General features: G+C 60.6%; 13 protein-coding genes and 2 pseudogenes. 6 read left to right on the forward strand and 9 right to left on the reverse strand.

From position 1 onward, the window contains the following. Window positions 1–9 precede the first annotated feature (9 nt). The 3 genes from ntrB to ACWNC0_RS02255 all read left to right on the forward strand — a co-directional run bounded on the left by ntrB (window position 10) and on the right by ACWNC0_RS02255 (window position 3,144). Complete coding sequence (gene ntrB, locus ACWNC0_RS02245; protein WP_449469307.1) at window positions 10–975, forward strand: nitrate ABC transporter permease; 966 nt, start codon at window positions 10–12, stop codon at window positions 973–975. Between the two features lie 15 nt (window positions 976–990). Beyond that, on the forward strand, window positions 991–1,794 hold the full coding sequence (locus ACWNC0_RS02250) for an ABC transporter ATP-binding protein (protein WP_449469308.1): 804 nt from the start codon (window positions 991–993) through the stop codon (window positions 1,792–1,794). 78 nt (window positions 1,795–1,872) lie between these two features. Next, window positions 1,873–3,144 carry an alginate export family protein gene (locus ACWNC0_RS02255; protein ID WP_449469309.1) on the forward strand — a complete coding sequence of 424 codons (1,272 nt, stop codon included), beginning with the start codon at window positions 1,873–1,875 and terminating at the stop codon, window positions 3,142–3,144. 223 nt (window positions 3,145–3,367) lie between these two features. Here ACWNC0_RS02255 and ACWNC0_RS02260 read toward each other — a convergent pair whose 3' ends face one another. From ACWNC0_RS02260 to ACWNC0_RS02275, 4 genes and pseudogenes are all read right to left on the reverse strand, one after another. Beyond that, on the reverse strand, window positions 3,368–5,701 hold the full coding sequence (locus ACWNC0_RS02260; protein WP_449469310.1) for a heavy metal translocating P-type ATPase: 2,334 nt from the start codon (window positions 5,699–5,701) through the stop codon (window positions 3,368–3,370). Window positions 5,702–5,877: 176 nt separating this feature from the next. Next, on the reverse strand, window positions 5,878–6,729 hold the full coding sequence (fghA, locus tag ACWNC0_RS02265; RefSeq protein WP_449469312.1) for an S-formylglutathione hydrolase: 852 nt from the start codon (window positions 6,727–6,729) through the stop codon (window positions 5,878–5,880). A gap of 94 nt (window positions 6,730–6,823) precedes the next feature. Then, window positions 6,824–7,936 carry an S-(hydroxymethyl)glutathione dehydrogenase/class III alcohol dehydrogenase gene (locus tag ACWNC0_RS02270; protein WP_449469314.1) on the reverse strand — a complete coding sequence of 371 codons (1,113 nt, stop codon included), beginning with the start codon at window positions 7,934–7,936 and terminating at the stop codon, window positions 6,824–6,826. 290 nt (window positions 7,937–8,226) lie between these two features. Continuing rightward, window positions 8,227–8,606 (reverse strand): annotated as a pseudogene (locus ACWNC0_RS02275) (helix-turn-helix domain-containing protein); the annotation flags it as partial. Here ACWNC0_RS02275 and ACWNC0_RS02280 point away from each other — a divergent pair. Further along, window positions 8,606–8,751: pseudogene (locus ACWNC0_RS02280) on the forward strand (IS5/IS1182 family transposase); the annotation flags it as partial. The pseudogenes ACWNC0_RS02275 and ACWNC0_RS02280 overlap by 1 nt on opposite strands. 86 nt (window positions 8,752–8,837) lie before the next feature. Here ACWNC0_RS02280 and ACWNC0_RS02285 read toward each other — a convergent pair. Both ACWNC0_RS02285 and ACWNC0_RS02290 read right to left on the reverse strand, forming a co-directional pair. Further along, entirely contained in the window at window positions 8,838–9,719 is an 882-nt protein-coding gene (locus ACWNC0_RS02285; RefSeq protein ID WP_449469315.1) for a response regulator transcription factor, read from the reverse strand. Window positions 9,720–9,791: 72 nt separating this feature from the next. Further along, on the reverse strand, window positions 9,792–10,709 hold the full coding sequence (locus ACWNC0_RS02290; protein WP_449469316.1) for a LysR family transcriptional regulator: 918 nt from the start codon (window positions 10,707–10,709) through the stop codon (window positions 9,792–9,794). 135 nt (window positions 10,710–10,844) lie between these two features. Between ACWNC0_RS02290 and gabT the strand changes: the two genes are divergently transcribed. Together gabT and ACWNC0_RS02300 are read left to right on the forward strand one after the other, a co-directional pair. Beyond that, window positions 10,845–12,131, forward strand: a complete 1,287-nt coding sequence (gabT, locus tag ACWNC0_RS02295; protein WP_449469318.1) for a 4-aminobutyrate--2-oxoglutarate transaminase — start codon at window positions 10,845–10,847, stop codon at window positions 12,129–12,131. Further along, window positions 12,128–13,594 carry an NAD-dependent succinate-semialdehyde dehydrogenase gene (locus tag ACWNC0_RS02300; protein ID WP_449469319.1) on the forward strand — a complete coding sequence of 489 codons (1,467 nt, stop codon included), beginning with the start codon at window positions 12,128–12,130 and terminating at the stop codon, window positions 13,592–13,594. The genes gabT and ACWNC0_RS02300 overlap by 4 nt, the downstream gene beginning before the upstream one ends. 137 nt (window positions 13,595–13,731) lie before the next feature. On the opposite strand, the gene ACWNC0_RS02305 is transcribed toward ACWNC0_RS02300, so the two are convergent. The 3 genes from ACWNC0_RS02305 to ACWNC0_RS02315 form a co-directional block, all read right to left on the reverse strand. After that, complete coding sequence (locus tag ACWNC0_RS02305) at window positions 13,732–14,619, reverse strand: MlaA family lipoprotein (protein WP_449469320.1); 888 nt, start codon at window positions 14,617–14,619, stop codon at window positions 13,732–13,734. A gap of 228 nt (window positions 14,620–14,847) precedes the next feature. Continuing rightward, complete coding sequence (locus ACWNC0_RS02310) at window positions 14,848–16,251, reverse strand: ATP-binding protein (RefSeq protein ID WP_449469321.1); 1,404 nt, start codon at window positions 16,249–16,251, stop codon at window positions 14,848–14,850. Then, the gene (locus ACWNC0_RS02315; RefSeq protein ID WP_196227366.1) at window positions 16,251–16,934 is read right to left on the reverse strand and encodes a winged helix-turn-helix domain-containing protein; all 684 of its coding nucleotides are present in this window, start codon (window positions 16,932–16,934) and stop codon (window positions 16,251–16,253) included. The genes ACWNC0_RS02310 and ACWNC0_RS02315 overlap by 1 nt, the downstream gene beginning before the upstream one ends. Between the last annotated feature and the right edge of the window lie 4 nt (window positions 16,935–16,938).

Consider the following 16,938-nt stretch of genomic DNA (forward strand, 5'->3'; position numbering starts at 1 on the left):
GAGAAAGCCATGGCTTTACCATCATCCAACGGCAAGAGCGCACCGTCGGCTTCGGCCGCCGGTGCCGCTACAGCCGCCACCGAATTGGGGGTCATCCTGCCCTATCCCGAAGAGGCAATTGCGCGCCGCAGTTTCGAACCAGTCGCGGCGCCAGTCCATCCGCTGGTGAAGGCGGCGCGGACCGTGGTCGCCACTGTTCTGCCGACGCTGGTGATGCTGGTCGGATTGCTCGCCTTCTGGCAGCTGCTGTGCAGTTCACCCGACACGACCTTCCCCAGCCCGCTCAAGGTCTGGCAGGAAAGTCATGAGGTGATCGTCCATCCGTTCAAGGGCCTGGACGTCGGCCTCACCCATTTCAGCATTCAGGACGGCGGCGATGTCGGCATTGCCGGGCATGTGCTGACCAGCCTCAGCCGTGTGCTGATCGGTTACAGCCTGGCTTCGGTGGTCGGCGTGGCGCTGGGCATTTTGATCGGGCAGAGCATATTTGCCTTCCGAGCGCTCGACCCCCTGTTTCAGGTGTTGCGGACAGTACCGCCGCTGGCATGGCTGCCCATCAGCCTCGCCATTTTCCAGCAGGCGCAACCTTCGGCAATCTTCCTGATCTTCATCACCGCGATCTGGCCGGTCATCCTGAATACGGCTGCGGGCGTACAAACCATTCCGGCGGCCTATCGCAATGTCGCAAAGGTGCTGGCGCTCAATCCGATCGAATATTTCACCCGCGTCATGCTGCCCGCCACGGTGCCGCACATGTTCACCGGCCTGCGCATCGGCGTCGGCATGAGCTGGCTCGCGATCGTGGCCGCTGAAATGGTGCAGGGCGGCACCGGCGTCGGCTTCTTCATCTGGGACAGTTACAACAGCTCGCTGCTGACCGACACCATCGTGGCGCTGGTCTGGATCGGGCTGGTGGGCTTCGCCCTGGACCGCATCGTCGCCTTTGCGGGCCGCATCATCGGCCGCGCAGGCTGAACAAGGGAGGCGTTCATGAAACAACGCAGCTATCTCGCGCTAGAAGGCATCACGGTCGAATTTCCGACCAAGGCGGGACGCTTCTGCGCGCTCGACGGAATCGATCTGGAAGTTGAAAAGGGACAGTTTGTCGCGCTGATCGGCCATTCTGGTTGCGGCAAGTCGACTCTGCTCAATGCCGTGGCGGGTCTGGTCAAGCCGACGCGCGGCGCCATCTTCCTAGATGGGGAGGTGGTGGACGCACCGGGACCGGATCGGGCGGTGGTCTTTCAGGACCATTCGCTGCTGCCCTGGTTGACGGTCGAGGAAAATGTGCGGCTGGCGGTCGACAAGACGGCGCAGGGCAAGAGCAAGGCCGAACGCAAAGATTGGGTCATGCATAATCTGGAACTGGTCCAGATGGCGCATGCCGCCGCCAAGCGGCCGGGCGAGCTTTCGGGCGGCATGAAACAGCGCGTCGGCATTGCCCGTGCTATCGCCATGAACCCGCGCGTGCTGTTGATGGACGAACCCTTCGGCGCGCTCGACGCGCTGACGCGGGCGGCGTTGCAGGATGTGGTCATGGAATTGCAGGCGCGGCTCAACAACACCGTGCTGATGATCACCCATGATGTTGATGAGGCGGTGTTGCTGGCCGACCGGGTGGTGATGATGACCAACGGCCCGGCTGCGCGCATCGGCGAGGATCGCACCATCACGCTCGCCCGGCCGCGCAACCGGCTCGAAGCCATCGATACGCCTGAATATTCCGAGGCACGATCGGCCGTCATCCACTTCCTGCACGAGCGCTACCGCAATCCAGCAACGCTCGCCGCCTGAGATTCAAGACGTTTCAACTTGGAGGGGATGCTCTGAAAAGGCCGAAAAGAGCCATCGGAAGCATTTGAAGGGGAATTTATGGGTAGAGTTTCATTTCTGTTATCGGCAACGGCCTTGTCCGCGATCGCGACACCGGTGCTGGCGCAGGACATTGTGTTCAAGCCGATCATCGAGGCGCGTCTGCGGTATGAGACGGTGGACCAGGATGGTCCTGCGCCGCTCACCAGCAGCCGCGACGCCGATGCGGTGACCGTGCGTCTGCGCGCGGGTGGCGAGATTTCCAAGGGGCCGTTCGCCTTCCTGGCCGAGGGGGAAGGCACGCTGGCGATCGACGAGGATTATAATAGCGGCGTCAATGGCAAGACGCTCTATCCGGTCGTGCCAGACCCGGAAAATGTCGAGCTGAACCGTCTCCAGCTCCAATATCGCACCAAGCCGCTAGTGGTGACGGTCGGCCGTCAGCGGATCAATCTGGACGATCAGCGTTTCGTCGGATCGGTCGCCTGGCGCCAGAATGAACAGACGTTCGATGCCGTGCGCATCGAATATATGGGCGTCAAAAATCTGAAGGTCGACGTGACCTACGCGATTTCGGCCCGGACCATCTGGGGCATCGACGGCGGCAAGTTCGGCGCGACCAACCGGCCGACCCAAATCGATGGCGACGATATTTTCGCCAATATCTCCTACAAGACCAAGTACGGCACGCTGACCGGCTTTGCCTATCTCGTCGATGAGGATGAAGCTGTGGCGGCGCTGCGCCGGAACAGCAGCCAGACCTATGGTGCGCGGTTCGCGGGCGCGATGCCGCTGTCGAAGAAGGTGAAGCTCAGCTACCTCGCCAGCTATGCGCATCAAAGCGACTATAGGGGCAATCCTGTCGATTATTCGGCGGACTACGCCGCTGCGGAGCTGGGGCTGGATGTCGCTGCATTCAAGCTGACCGGCGGATATGAACTGCTCGGCTCCGATGCGGGTGCGACGGGGATTGCGGGTGGCTTCGCCTTCCAGACGCCCTTCGCGACGCTGCACAAGTTCAACGGCTGGGCCGACAAGTTCCTGACGACGCCGGGGACAGGCATTCAGGACTATTATGCGGGCGTCGGCTATACCGTGCCCAAGATCGGCAAGGCGGGGCCGCTCGTCGCGTCCTTCACCTATCATCATTTCAGCAGCGACCGGCTGTCGATCCATTATGGCGACGAATATAATGCGCAGGTCACGCTGAAGCTCGACAAGCATCTGAGCGCTCTCGTCAAATATGCCGATTATGATCGCAAGGGGATCGCCAGCTTCACCGGTGACGCTGACACGAAGAAATTCTGGGCTCAGATCGACTACGCGCTCTGAACGGATAGCTGACTATTTCAGGCGCGCGACTTCTGGTTCGACCGACATCCCCGTGAGCGAGTTTCGTGAAACGTGGGACACAAGGTTGGCACGGAGCGCGCGCCCAAACCCCGCCCAATCTGGGCAATCCGCTTCTTTCTGATTAAAATGGACGGATCCGGGATCGGGTAGGCTCCTTTCCGAAATATGCTGACAGAGATTTTGGAAAACCGTCCGTCCATGTTCATAGAGTTTGTCTGTTCAGCCTCAGAGCATTGGTGACGACGCTGACGGATGACAGCGCCATCGCCGCCGCTGCAATCATGGGTGAAAGCAGGATGCCGAATAGCGGATAGAGCAGGCCCGCCGCGATCGGGATGCCGGCAGCATTGTAGATGAAGGCGAAGGCGAGGTTTTGCCGGATATTCGACATGGTCGCCCGACTAAGTAGGCGGGCACGCACGATGCCGTTGAGGTCGCCCTTGAGCAAGGTCACGCCTGCGCTCTCGATGGCGACATCTGTTCCAGAGCCCATGGCTATGCCGACATCGGCGGCGGCAAGGGCTGGAGCGTCGTTCACGCCATCACCGGCCATGGCGACCACCCGGCCCTCACTCTTGAGCTTGGCGATGACCGCGCTCTTTTGATCGGGCAGCACGTCCGCCTCGACTTCGTCGATGCCCAGCCGTGCCGCCACCGCCTGCGCCGTTGTCTTGTTGTCGCCGGTCAGCATCACGACGCGGATTCCCTCTTTACGCAGTGCGGCGAGCGCTTCCGGGGTGGTCTGCTTGACGGGATCTGCGATGGCAATAATGCCAGCCGCTTCGCCGTCAATACAAACGAAGATCGCAGTTGCGCCGTCCCTCCGCAGATCGTCAGCGGCAGCGGCGAGCGCACTGGTATCGACGCCCTGATCATCAAGAAATGACGCGTTGCCCAGGACGATCCTGCGCCCTTCGACGATGCCGGTCGCTCCGCGTCCGGTCGGAGAATCGAACGCGCCAACCTCGGGCAAGACCATCGACCGGCCCCGGGCGGCTTCGACAATGGCAAGAGCAAGCGGGTGCTCCGAAGCCCGTTCGACCGAGGCGGCGAAACGTAGTAATTCGGCCTCCATCTGGCCCGCAGTCGGCACTATGGCGATCACGGCGGGACGCCCTTCCGTAAGCGTGCCGGTCTTGTCGACAACCAGTGTGTCGACCTTCTCCATATGCTCCAGCGCCTCGGCATTCTTGATGAGGACGCCCAGGCCCGCACCCCGGCCCACGCCCACCATGATAGACATCGGGGTTGCCAGGCCCAGCGCACAGGGGCAGGCGATAATGAGTACCGCGACAGCCGCGACGAGACCGTAGGCGAAGCGAGGCTCCGGCCCCCAGATACCCCAACCGGCGAAAGCAAGGACGGCGACGGCGATGACGACCGGCACGAACCAGCCCGAAACCTGATCGGCCATGCGCTGGATCGGCGCGCGCGACCGCTGCGCCTCGGCAACCATCTGCACGATGCGGGCCAGCATCGTGTCGCGGCCCACCTTGGTGGCCACGACGACAAGGGCGCCGGTCTGGTTGAGTGTACCGCCGATGACGCTATCGCCCTTGGCCTTGGTGACCGGCATGGATTCTCCCGTCACCATGGACTCGTCCAGTGATGAACGTCCGTCCTCGACAGTCCCATCTACGGGCACCTTTTCGCCCGGTCGCACCCGAAGACGGTCGCCAACGCCGACGAGATCGAGACTGACCTCCTCATCCTCGCCATTTGCGAGCACACGACGGGCCGTCTTGGGGGCAAGGCGGAGGAGTGCCTTGATCGCACCTGACGTTCGCTCGCGCGCCCGCAGTTCGAGAAGCTGGCCAAGCAGGACGAGGACAGTGATCACCGCCGCAGCCTCGAAATACACAGCCACCATGCCATCGGCGTTGCGGAAGGCTGGAGGGAACAGCTCGGGGGCCAGTGCAGCGACCATGCTGTAAGCCCATGCGACACCCGTGCCCATGGCAATCAGGGTGAACATGTTCAGGTTGCGGGTCTTGAGAGAGGCCCAGCCCCGCGTAAAAAACGGCCATCCGGCCCAAAGCACGACGGGCGTCGCCAGCACTAGCTGAATCCCCGTTGAAACCGGCATAGGCACGAAATGATGAAGAGCGGGAAACAGATGCCCGCCCATTTCCAGCACGAACACGGGAAAGGCGAGGATGAGGCCAATCCAGAATCGACGTGTCATGTCGGCCAGTTCCGGACTGGGACCGCTCTCCGCACGCGCCATTTCCGGTTCGAGAGCCATGCCGCAGATCGGACAGGCGCCGGGATGATCCTGTCGCACTTCCGGGTGCATCGGGCAGGTCCAGATCGTGCCCTCGGGGTTTGCGTTCGGGATGGGCGGCGTTCCGCCGATATAGCGTAGGGGATCGGCCGCGAACTTTGCCTGGCACTTGCTGCTGCAAAAATAGAAAGTCTTGCCGCCATGCTCGGCGCGATGCGCCGTGCCATGCGGATCGACCAGCATACCGCAGACGGGATCGCGCACATTCTGCTCCGCCATGGAGGCGTGATGATCGTGACGGGCATGGTCCATCTCAGTTCCTCGTCTGATCTACGTCCCTGCTTCTCGACAGCGTGTTGACGTCAGTAAGCCAAGGCCGAGGCTTTTACGCCGATAGTGACATCATGCTCATCGCTACAGCGGCAAGCCCGACTGTGTCGAGGCGGAGCGCTTCTTACACATCGAATATCGGTTGAACTATCTGCGGTTCATTTATGAAAAGCCAAACGTGACGCGTGCCAGCGGAGATGATCCGCCATAAAGGTGGAAATGAAATAATAGCTGTGATCATAGCCCTCGCGCATGTTGAGGGTGAGATCGATATTCGCTGCGGCGCAGGCGTCCTTCAGCAGATGGGGGCGCAGTTCCTGATCCAGAAACATGTCTGCCCCGCCTTGGTCTACCAGCAGCGCGCTGACCTTCGCGCCGTCCTCAATCAAGGCTACCGCATCATGCTTCCGCCAGGCGTTGCGGTCGTTGCCGAGATATCCTGACAAAGCCTTCTGCCCCCACGGAACCTGACTTGGGGCAACGATGGGGGCGAAGGCAGAAACTGCCGCATATCGATCCGGGTGGCGCAGTCCGATGGTCAAGGCGCCATGGCCGCCCATCGAATGGCCCATGATCGACTGCCGGGTCATATCCGCAGGGAAGTTATCCGCGATCACTCGCGGCAGTTCGTCTGTAAGATAGGACCACATCTTATAATGGCGGTTGTAGGGCGCTTCGGTCGCATCGACGTAGAAGCCCGCGCCAAGGCCGAAATCATAAGCGCCCGCCGGATCGTCCGGTACATCATCGCCGCGCGGCGATGTATCGGGCGCTATGAAGATCAGCCCAAGATCGGCGCATGCGCGGCGAAACTCGCCCTTTTCCGTCACATTTGCGTGGGTGCAGGTCAGCCCGGACAGATACCAGACAATGGGGAGCTTCCGCCCTTCCGCCTGTGGTGGAACGAAGACCGAAAAGGTCATCTCCGTTCCGGTCGCGCTCGACGCGTGCTTGTACACGCCTTGCACGCCTTCGAAAGAACGACTGGCGCTGACCTGCTCTATGCTCATTGGTCAGTGCCCGCCGGATCGCGAAAAGGGGCGACGTCGCCATCGTCGGAGATTACTGCCATCTGGATATGCCGCTCCCATTGACGCTGTGTTTTCAGAAAAGGACCACCGACCTGATGCTTTCGCCCGCGTGCATGAGGTCGAAGCCTTTGTTGATTTCTTCGAGGGTAAGAAGATGGGTGATCATCGGGTCGATCTGGATATGCCCGTTCATGTACCAGTCGACGATCTTGGGAACATCGGTCCGGCCCTTCGCGCCGCCGAATGCCGTCCCCTTCCAGACCCGGCCGGTGACGAGCTGGAACGGGCGGGTGCTGATTTCCTTCCCGGCCTCAGCCACGCCAATGATGATGCTTTCACCCCAGCCACGATGGCAGCATTCCAACGCGGTGCGCATGACTTCGGTGTTGCCGGTGGCGTCGAAGCTATAGTCGGCCCCGCCATCCGTGACCTCAAGGATCTTCGCCACGGTTTCGTCGCGCGACAGTCCCTTGCCGTTGATGAAATGAGTCATGCCGAACTTGCGGCCCCATTCCTCACGGTCGGCGTTGATGTCGATGCCGATGATCTTGCCCGCGCCCACCATCTTGGCGCCCTGGATCACGTTGAGGCCGATGCCACCAAGGCCGAAGACGACGACATTCTCGCCCGCCTTCACCTTGGCGGTGTTGACGACCGCGCCGACCCCGGTGGTGACGCCGCAGCCAATATAACAGCTCGACTGGAACGGCGCGTCCTCCCTGATCTTCGCCACGGCGATTTCCGGCAGAACGGTGAAATTGGAGAAGGTCGAGCAGCCCATATAGTGAAAAATCGGCTGCCCCTTGTAGGAAAAGCGGGTCGTGCCATCGGGCATGAGTCCCTTGCCCTGGGTGGCGCGGATCGCGGTGCATAGGTTAGTCTTGCCCGAGAGGCAGCTTTTGCACTGGCGGCATTCCGGGGTGTATAGGGGGATGACGTGATCGCCGGGCTTTACGGACGTTACGCCGACCCCGACCTCCCGAACTATCCCTGCCCCCTCATGGCCCAGGATCGAGGGGAAGATGCCTTCGCTGTCGAAACCATCGAGCGTGTAGGCATCCGTGTGGCAGATACCCGTCGCCATGATTTCCACCAGGACCTCGCCAGCCTTTGGTCCTTCCAGGTCCAGCTGCACTATCTCAAGGGGCTTTTTGGCTTCGAAAGCGACGGCGGCGCGGGTTTTCATTCAATTTCCTCGATCCGAAATGACATCGCGCCTCTTAGCACTAGGCCAATAAGGCGGTAATAGGGTTTTTCCTCAATACACTATTGCGTGGGAGGGATAGTTATGTCGTCCTGGGACGGGTTCGACGAATTTCTGGCTGTGGCGTCCACAGGGTCGTTCACGCGCGCGGCGCAGTTGATCGGCATTGTCCGTCGTCAGAACATTCGGCACACGTCTCGTCGTAATTAGCGGAGTGCGGATCCGTCTGGGTTTTGATGTCAGGCGGCGAGCTTACGGTGTTGCAAGCGCCGATACATCCAGCCCCACCCGATGATCTTGAAGTAGGTGAAGTCGGTTTGCCACATCTCGTTCGGCCACGTGGTCTTGGTATGGAACTGATCAGCGGCCTTGATCGCGACATAAGCCGCGCTGGTGATCAGGTCATGGGCCTTCAAAAGGCGGTAAACCAAGGCTTCCGACACGAAGTAGCGTTTCTCGTCGGTGAAGCGTCCGCCAGTTCGCGTGGTGACAACTCGCTGTAATCCAGCGCCATCTCGACGATCTGATGCTGGATATCGTCGCCGATGCGGTTCCACACCCGGCTTGACGCCGATGGCCGATCTTCCAGCGCTTCCGGCCCGCCTTCGACGAAGCGATCATACCAGCGATAGAACGTCCGACGGGCAATACCGCAATCTCGTCGAACGCTTCTTCAGCAAACTCAAGCAGTTCCGCGCGGTGCCACCCGATACGACAAGCGCGACGACAACTTCCTCGCCTCAGTCCAACTCGCTTCCATCCGCATATGGTTGCGACATAATGAATCGGCCCCCTGAGGCATTTTCGAAGCAGATGGCATCATCTTCTGGCTCGGAAAATGCGGAAAACAAAAGACAAATAGAGCACGAGCAGTCAGGGCAAGTCAGTTGCTGCGGGGCACCTGCCCATATTGGAGCAACGGATCAGCATCCAGGCCGACATTCACTTCCCCAACCACGTCGATGAACAGCGAAAACAGCTCCGCCATCGAACTGATATCCAGCTTGGCGTAAATATTCCTCCGATGCACCTTCGCCGTGCCCTCGGCCATTTTCAGCCGTTTGGCGATCACATCTATCGGATATCCCCTAAGCATCATCTGAACGACTTCGAACTCCCGATCGGTCAACAAGGAACGGCCGAAATTATCGCGGGCTCTTTTCAGATCGTCGTGCAGCTTCACTTCTTCGGGCGAAGGAGGAACAAATAGTTTCGGATCGGCAAAATGTCGCCAGCTCGAAGAAAGCGTGCCGAAGACAATCGGAGCAATCGCCTTGGCCAGTTCCAATTCCTCATCCGAATAACGCCCCGCATCACGGGAACGCGCGAAGGAAAGCAATATGTGCCCACCCTGCCCGTCCGACATGCAATAGCACATCTCATCGACAAGATCGGTGTCAACATAGTGCCGAACGAAAAAATCGCTCGTTTGAAAATCATCCTGATCCACCACGTCCTTAAGACTGATCGCCTGATTTTCGATGGACCGCTCAATGGCGAGATAGAATGGATCGGTAAGGTAAAATCCGTTTTTATAGTCGTTGATCTGCTGCTGCCTGACAGACTTCGACGTACGATGTTCCACGACCTCTGGCCCTACATTTTCACGAAAATGGAACAACATCATCTCATCTGATCGGAGCGCGGCCGAGAACATGTCAAACAGCGCCTCTGCTCTCGCCTTACCTTCCAAAGCGATAAGCTGGGCGATCTTGCCATTCCACTCAGGGGAAGCCAGATATTCCAGTGACAACATTTCAGACATTTCCCCCTGCCCTGACTTCAAAACGAAACATGTTCAGGCAAACGCGTCCCGGCCAGCCTGTCGAAGACGCGCTCAATATGCCGGGTCCGCACTGAATTGCGCCGCGAGCCAGCGTCTGAAACGGACGATTGATGGGTCCGACCACCGATTGGCGGGACCCCTGAAAACATAGGCTCCCAGTGTCACAGGCGCGAATTCCTTTTCACGAGGCACCACCTTCACCAGTCTACCCGCCGCAAGATCTTCGGCAATGAGATAGTGATTGCCAAGCGCGATCCCCTGCCCCGCGCGCGCGGCGGCCAGCGCCAGATGAGCATGACCGTATCTGCCGGTCGGGGTGTTCGGCGGAAGATCGATAGATTGCGCCTTCATCCACATGCGCCATTCCACATCACTGCGTTCCTCGATCAGCGGCAATGTAGCCAGGTCTTCCGCCGAACGGATCTTGTCGCCCCAGCGAGAGACGAACATCGGCGAGGCCAACGGAAAAACATGTGGCCTCGCCAGTTCAAGCGTTCTCACCCCACGCTTCCGGTCCAGCGTCTGGCTATCGCCAATATATCGAATATCGCCATCAACGGCGTTGTTCGAAAGGTCAAGGAGACCTTCTTCGGATCGAAGATCGACCGGCGGCATTCCGTTTCGACCCGAAGACATTGCGAGCCGCGTAGCCAGCCAATGCAATGCCAACCCCCCGACGCAGGATATTACGAGCTTGCCATCGGTCCTGCCCTGAACGGCATCCGTTGCTTCCCTCAATTCATTGAAAACCTTCACCAAACGGCCATGATAATCAACGCCGACCGCTGTGAGCTGCCCGCTGTCCCGGTCCAGCAAGGTAACGCCCAGGCGCTCTTCCAGCCCCCTTACGTGACGGCTGACTATGGCGTGGCTCACGCCAAGGGCCTTCGCTGCTCGCCGGATACCGCCCAATCGGCCCACTGCCTCAAAGGCTTTGAGAGCGGAGAAAGGAGGCAATGGTGAATTCATCGCGTTCAGCCATAGGAGTAGATGGTGACCTCAGGTTACCAAAGCGGCCGCCGAAAGCAACTGCTTCCGGAAGGCGGAATCCCCTAATGTGTCAGCATCAAGACAGATTCCAGAAACCATCATGAAGGTCGTCAGATGCGGAACGCCGAATATAACGCCCGTCGCAAGGAAGCCATTCCGCAGGGCGTCGCCACCGCCACCAATATTATCGCCAGCAGGGCCGAGAACGCCACCATCTGGGATGTCGAAGGCAATGCCTATATCGATTTTGCGGGCGGGATCGCGGTTCTCAACGTGGGCCATCGTCACCCCAAGGTGATCGCGGCGGTTCGCGACCAGATCGACAAATACACCCATACGGCATTTCAGGTGGTTGCCTATCCGCCTTATATCGAATTGGCTGAGCGGCTGAACGCTTTGGCGCCCGTCGATGGCGATGCCAAAACCATCTTTTTCACGACCGGTGCGGAAGCGACCGAGAATGCGGTCAAGATTGCGCGCGCGGCCACCGGCCGCCCCGGCATCATCGCCTTTGCGGGCGGCTTCCATGGCCGGACCCTGCTGACGTCCGCCATGACCGGCAAGGTTTCGCCGTACAAAAAGGGCCTTGGACCCTTTCCTGGGGAAATCTACCATCTCCCCTATCCCAGCCCGACCACAGGGGTCAGCGTTGAGGAAACGCTCAAGGCTCTCAATTTCCTGTTCGCGGCCGACATCGAACCAGAACGTATCGCGGCCTTCATTATCGAGCCGGTTCAGGGCGAAGGCGGCTTTCACAGCCCGCCGCCCGAATTTTTTCAGGCGCTCGATGATATCCGTCGTCGTCATGGCATATTGGTGATCGCGGACGAGGTTCAGACCGGCTTCGGGCGAACCGGCAAGATGTTCGGCATCGAACATATGCCGATCAAGCCCGACCTCCTTACCGTGGCGAAATCGCTAGGCGGCGGCTTTCCGATTTCCGGGGTCATAGGGCGCGCTGATGTGATGGACGTCATCGGCCCGGGCGGTCTGGGGGGCACCTATGGCGGCTCTCCCGTCGGGCTGGCTGCAGCCTTGGCCGTGCTGGATGTTATCGAGGATGAACGTCTCCTCGACCGTGCCAATGTCATCGGCCACAGAATTCGCGAACGCATTACGCAGTTCGCTGAGAACAAGAATCTGGTGAAGATCACCGGCCTGCGCGGCCCCGGGGCGATGATTGCCTTCGACATCGTCGATGAACATGGCCAGCCCGACGGCGTTGAGGCAAAGCGCGTCTGCTCTCGCGCGCTCGAACAAGGGCTGATATTGCTAAGCTGCGGCCAGTCCGGTCAGGCTATAAGGATATTGGTGCCGCTAACTGTTGAGGACGAAACATTGGAGCAAGGCCTGAATATTCTGGAGAAGGCGCTGACAGTTCCCGCGAGGGAGGTGGCGTGACCTTCCCTCACACTCTCTCTCGGCCCGGCCTGCTCAAGGAAGCGGCTTTCATCGACGGGCAGTGGGTCGAGGGAGCGGCGAAGATCGCCGTCACCAATCCCGCGGACGGCTCTGAATTGGGGACTGTGCCCAATTTGGGCGCGGACGAAACAAAGCAGGCGGTCGCTTCCGCCTGGCGGGCGCAAGTCGATTGGCGCAAGCTGGCTGCAAAGGCGCGCGGCGCCATATTGCGGCGCTGGGGCGAACTGATGCTCACGCACCAAGACGATCTGGCCACAATTTTGACGCTGGAGCAGGGCAAGCCTTTTGCCGAGGCCAAAGGCGAGGTCGCCTATGCAGCGTCTTTTCTGGAATGGTTCGCGGAGGAAGCACGCCGGATCAATGGCGAACTGATCCAGCCGCACGCATCCGATCGCCGTCTGGCCGTACGTAAGGAGCCGGTTGGCGTCGTCGCCGCCGTCACGCCCTGGAACTTCCCCCTCGCCATGATCACGCGCAAGGCAGGCCCCGCTTTGGCCGCCGGTTGCTCGATGGTGCTCAAGCCCTCCGAGCTCACACCCTTTTCGGCACTGGCGCTCGCCGTGTTGGCGGAGGAGGCCGGAGTGCCCGCCGGGATATTCAACGTCGTGACCGGCGATGCGGCACCGATCGGGGAAATCCTGACCACGGACCCGCGAGTGCGAAAATTCACGTTCACGGGTTCGACGGGGGTGGGGAAAATGCTGGCGGCACGCTGCATGTCGACAGTGAAGCGGGTTTCCCTGGAACTGGGCGGCAACGCACCCTTCATCGTCTTCGATGACGCCGATGTCGAAAGCGCGGTTGAAGGCGCTCTGATGTCGAAATTTCGCAATACCGGCCAAACCTGCGTCTGCGCAAACCGTTTTCTGGTCCAGGATGGCATTTTCGAAGCCTTTGCAGAGCGCCTCGCCGAACGCGTCAGCCAATTTGTGGTGGGCGCGGGCATGAGCGGACCCACAGACCAAGGCCCCCTGATTGACGGGCGGGCAGTGGCTAAGGCCTCCGCTCATGTCGATGACGCAGTGACGCGCGGGGCGCATATTCTGACCGGCGGTCACGCGATCGAGGGCGAAGGCAATTTTTTCCTTCCCACGGTATTGGCGAATGTTTCCGCAGACGCGCTGCTTTGCAAGGAGGAAACTTTCGGCCCGGTCGCTGGCCTGGTACGGTTCCAAAGCGAGGCGGAGGCGATCGCGATGGCCAACGACACTCCGGCTGGCCTTGCCAGCTACGTCTACACGCGAGATCTGGATCGAAGCATCCGCGTTTCGGAAGCGCTGGAATATGGAATGGTCGGCCTCAACAGCGGCCTGATCTCGACGGAGGTCGCGCCATTCGGCGGCGTCAAGGAATCAGGTCTTGGGCGCGAAGGCTCCCACTGGGGCATCGATGATTATGTCGAGTTGAAGTTGATCTGCACGGGCGTAAACAGCGCCTTCTGAACGCAGAAGGCGCTGCGCCGTATCTTCTATATTCTCGCGACATTCGCGGTGCGTCTCTTCACGCACACTGCCCCCGGCGCCGCTCAATTTGTGACACGATCCAGGTTGAGCGGCATCGAAGATCAGCAGAGCGCCTGTTATTGCGACGCCGCCCCACCTTCTCCCATCTGTCGCCCATAAACCGGCACCACGTCATCGCTCGCCCGGCCGTGCAGCGCCTCAATCTCCGCCTTACGCTGCTTCAGATACAGCTCGCGATACGCCGCATAGGGATCATCCTCCTTGCGGATTTTCTGGACGGTATCGTCAAACGCGGCGCGCTCGCCAAGCTGGTTGAGGATCGTCGCCGGAATGACGTAGGCAGGCTTTGTGAAGGACTTTCCAATCAGGAAGGGCACCGCCATCTTGTCCACCGTATCGCCGATGATATCGCGTAGCGTGGTCGGCCCCACGATGGGCAGATACATATATGGCCCCGGACCTACGCCATAATAGCCAAGCACGTTGGCGAGACCATTGGGCCGATAGGGCAGGAAGAAGGGCTTGCGCTTGGCGACGTCGAACAGGCCAGCGACCCCAAGCGTCGTGTTGATGGTGAAGCGCCCCACCGTTTCCACCGCCTTGCCGGGCTTCAGCTGGAGCATATAAGCGGCGAACACCACCGGCTCCTGCAAATTGGCGAAGAAGTTACGGAAGCCCTTCCGAACGGGCTTGGGCAGTCCCTTATTATAGGCCTTCGCCACTGGCTCGACCACGGCCTTGTCAACCGACTGAACCGCTTCAAAGCTTTTTGCATTGAGATGCTCAAGCGGGTCGCCCGGTGGGGCTCGATCTGCGCCGGTCACCACGATGTCGGTGGGCTGTTCCTCCGCGCCGTTTTCCGATTTGGGAGCCAAGGATATGTTCAGCGCGGCCGCAGCGCTTGCAACATCCACCGTCGGCGACGCCTCGGGTGGCGGCGCGTCGACCGTTGCCGCCTGTGCGCCCATCATCAACATTCCCGCGGCGATGCCCGGCAGCAGCATAGTCCAGTCCTTTGCAGCGGCCGATCGCCACATCCGGCTGGGCCTTCGAAGTCCAGATCGCGTCGCGGTTCATTCCGTGAGTTGTCCAGCCCCGCGCGGGCTAAATGCGATATGGCGCGCCGTCAATAGACTGATTTCGTGGAAAAGCGGAGCACCTCCGGGAGCCATTCAGAACCAGAATGCCGCCCCGCTCTTATCGCTTTCCGCAATCCCAAAGGTGGGGAAATGCTAAATCGCCGACGTCGATTGCGCAGCCTCACCGTCACTCGGCGAATAGGGGAACGACAGCGTGACAAGCAATCCGGGTTCCGCGTCACCCAGCACGAGCGCGCCGCCGTGGAGCCGCGCGACAGCGGCGGCGAGCGAAAGGCCAAGGCCTGCGCCCGCGATGTGCCGGGACAGGTCCAACCGGGCGAAGCGGCTGAGGGCGCGCTCGCGATGCTCCTCTGGAACGCCGGGACCATTGTCGGACACCTGGATCAGTATCGATCCGGCTTCAAGGCGCGCGGAAAGCCCAATGCGATCGCCACCATATTTCAGCGCATTATCGATCAGGTTCGAAAGCGCCTGCCCCAGCATCTCTCGATTGGAAAACAGGAACAAGCCCGGTTCAGCCTCAACGGAAATGGTAACATCCCGGTCTTCCGCCAAGGCGCCGTACATGTCCTGAAAATCATGGAGCAGCGCAGCGATATCGACCGGCATGAAGCTGTCCCGACCTATTCCGGCTTCGGCCCGGCTGATGAGCAGGGCGGTGTCCAGCATGCGCAGCAGCGTGTCGCTTTCCTCAACCGCGCGTTCAAGTGCGCTGACGCTGGCCTCATCATGACTTTGCTTGACCGCGCCATCCAACACGGCACGCAACCGGGTGAGCGGCGAACGCAGGTCATGGGCAAGGCCGTCGGTCACCAGACGCAGTTCATCGACCAGCCCCGTAATCCGGTCCAACATGGCGTTGATCGCCTGGCCCAGCGTATCGAACATGTCTCCGCTGCCGGTCAGGGCGATGCGGCGTTCCATGTCGCCTGTTTTCACCGCGCTTGCCGTATCGGCCACGGCGTGCAGGCGCCTTCGCATGATAGAGGCCGAAAGCCAGGCGGCCCCGGCGGCCAGCGGGACCGCGATCAGGACAGCGCTCAACAGCGCGGCTTCCAGATAGCCGCCGAAGCGCAGGTCGCTTTCCACCACATGTCCGGTCAGCAGGCGCGTGCCATCGGGAAAGCGGGTACTGACGATGCCCATGACCTGCGGATCGCCATGCTGGCGGGGAGCGTGCAGCAGATTCACCAGACGCCAGGATTCAGCCGTGCCGACATGATCGGGCCATTTATCGAGATTGCCGGCGATGCGGCGACCGTCGGGTCCCATGAGCAGCAGGATGGAGTCGCCGACCGGATCTGCGGCGATGCGGCTGCGCACCGTCGCCCCGGCGGCGGCTAATCCGGCGGCGGCGTAGGTGGCCGATATATCATCGCGCAGGCCGACCGCGATCTCGCGGCTGGCATGGTTGACCGACTGGCTAGTGAAGCGATGGACCGCCCACAGCGACACCAGCACGCAGGCGATCTGCATCAGGAAGATCAGCAGAGCAAAGCGCCAGATGACCGAATAGCGCCAGCGCATGATGCGCATCAGCCATTCTCGCTCAGGCGATAGCCCGCGCCGCGCACCGTGTGGATCAGCGGCGGCTCGCCGTCCTCATCGATCTTGCGCCGCAACCGGCTGATATGGACGTCGATGACATTGGTGCCGGGGTCGAAATGATAATCCCACACGCCCTCCAGCAACATGGTCCGCGTAACGACCTCGCCCCTGTGGCGCATCATATATTCGAGCAGGCGGAATTCGCGCGGTTGCAGATCGACCGAACGGCTCCCGCGCATGGCCTTCCTTGAAAGCAGGTCCACTTCCAGATCGCCGCATGTTAGCCGCGTTTCGGCCTGCCCTGCCTTCCCCCGCCGCAACATGATCCGCAGCCGCGCCAGCAATTCGGCGAAGGCAAACGGCTTGGCGAGATAATCGTCCGATCCACTGGTCAATCCCTTGACCCGTTCGTCAGCCGTCGCGAGCGCGGACAGGATCATGACTGGTGTCTCGATACCCGCCGCTCGCAACGCCGCGAGCACGGCCATGCCATCCATGCCAGGCAGCATTCGGTCGAGGATGATCGCGTCATGGCTTGCCTCGGTCGCCATGAACAATCCCTCGCGCCCATCCTCGGCGCGGTCGATGGTGAAGCCCTCTTCGGCAAGGCCCTTTGCGATATAGTCGGCCGTCGTGGCATCATCCTCGACGAGCAGCACTTTGTAACTCATGGTC

The sequence above is a fragment of the Sphingobium chungangianum genome (genome assembly GCF_977014255.1).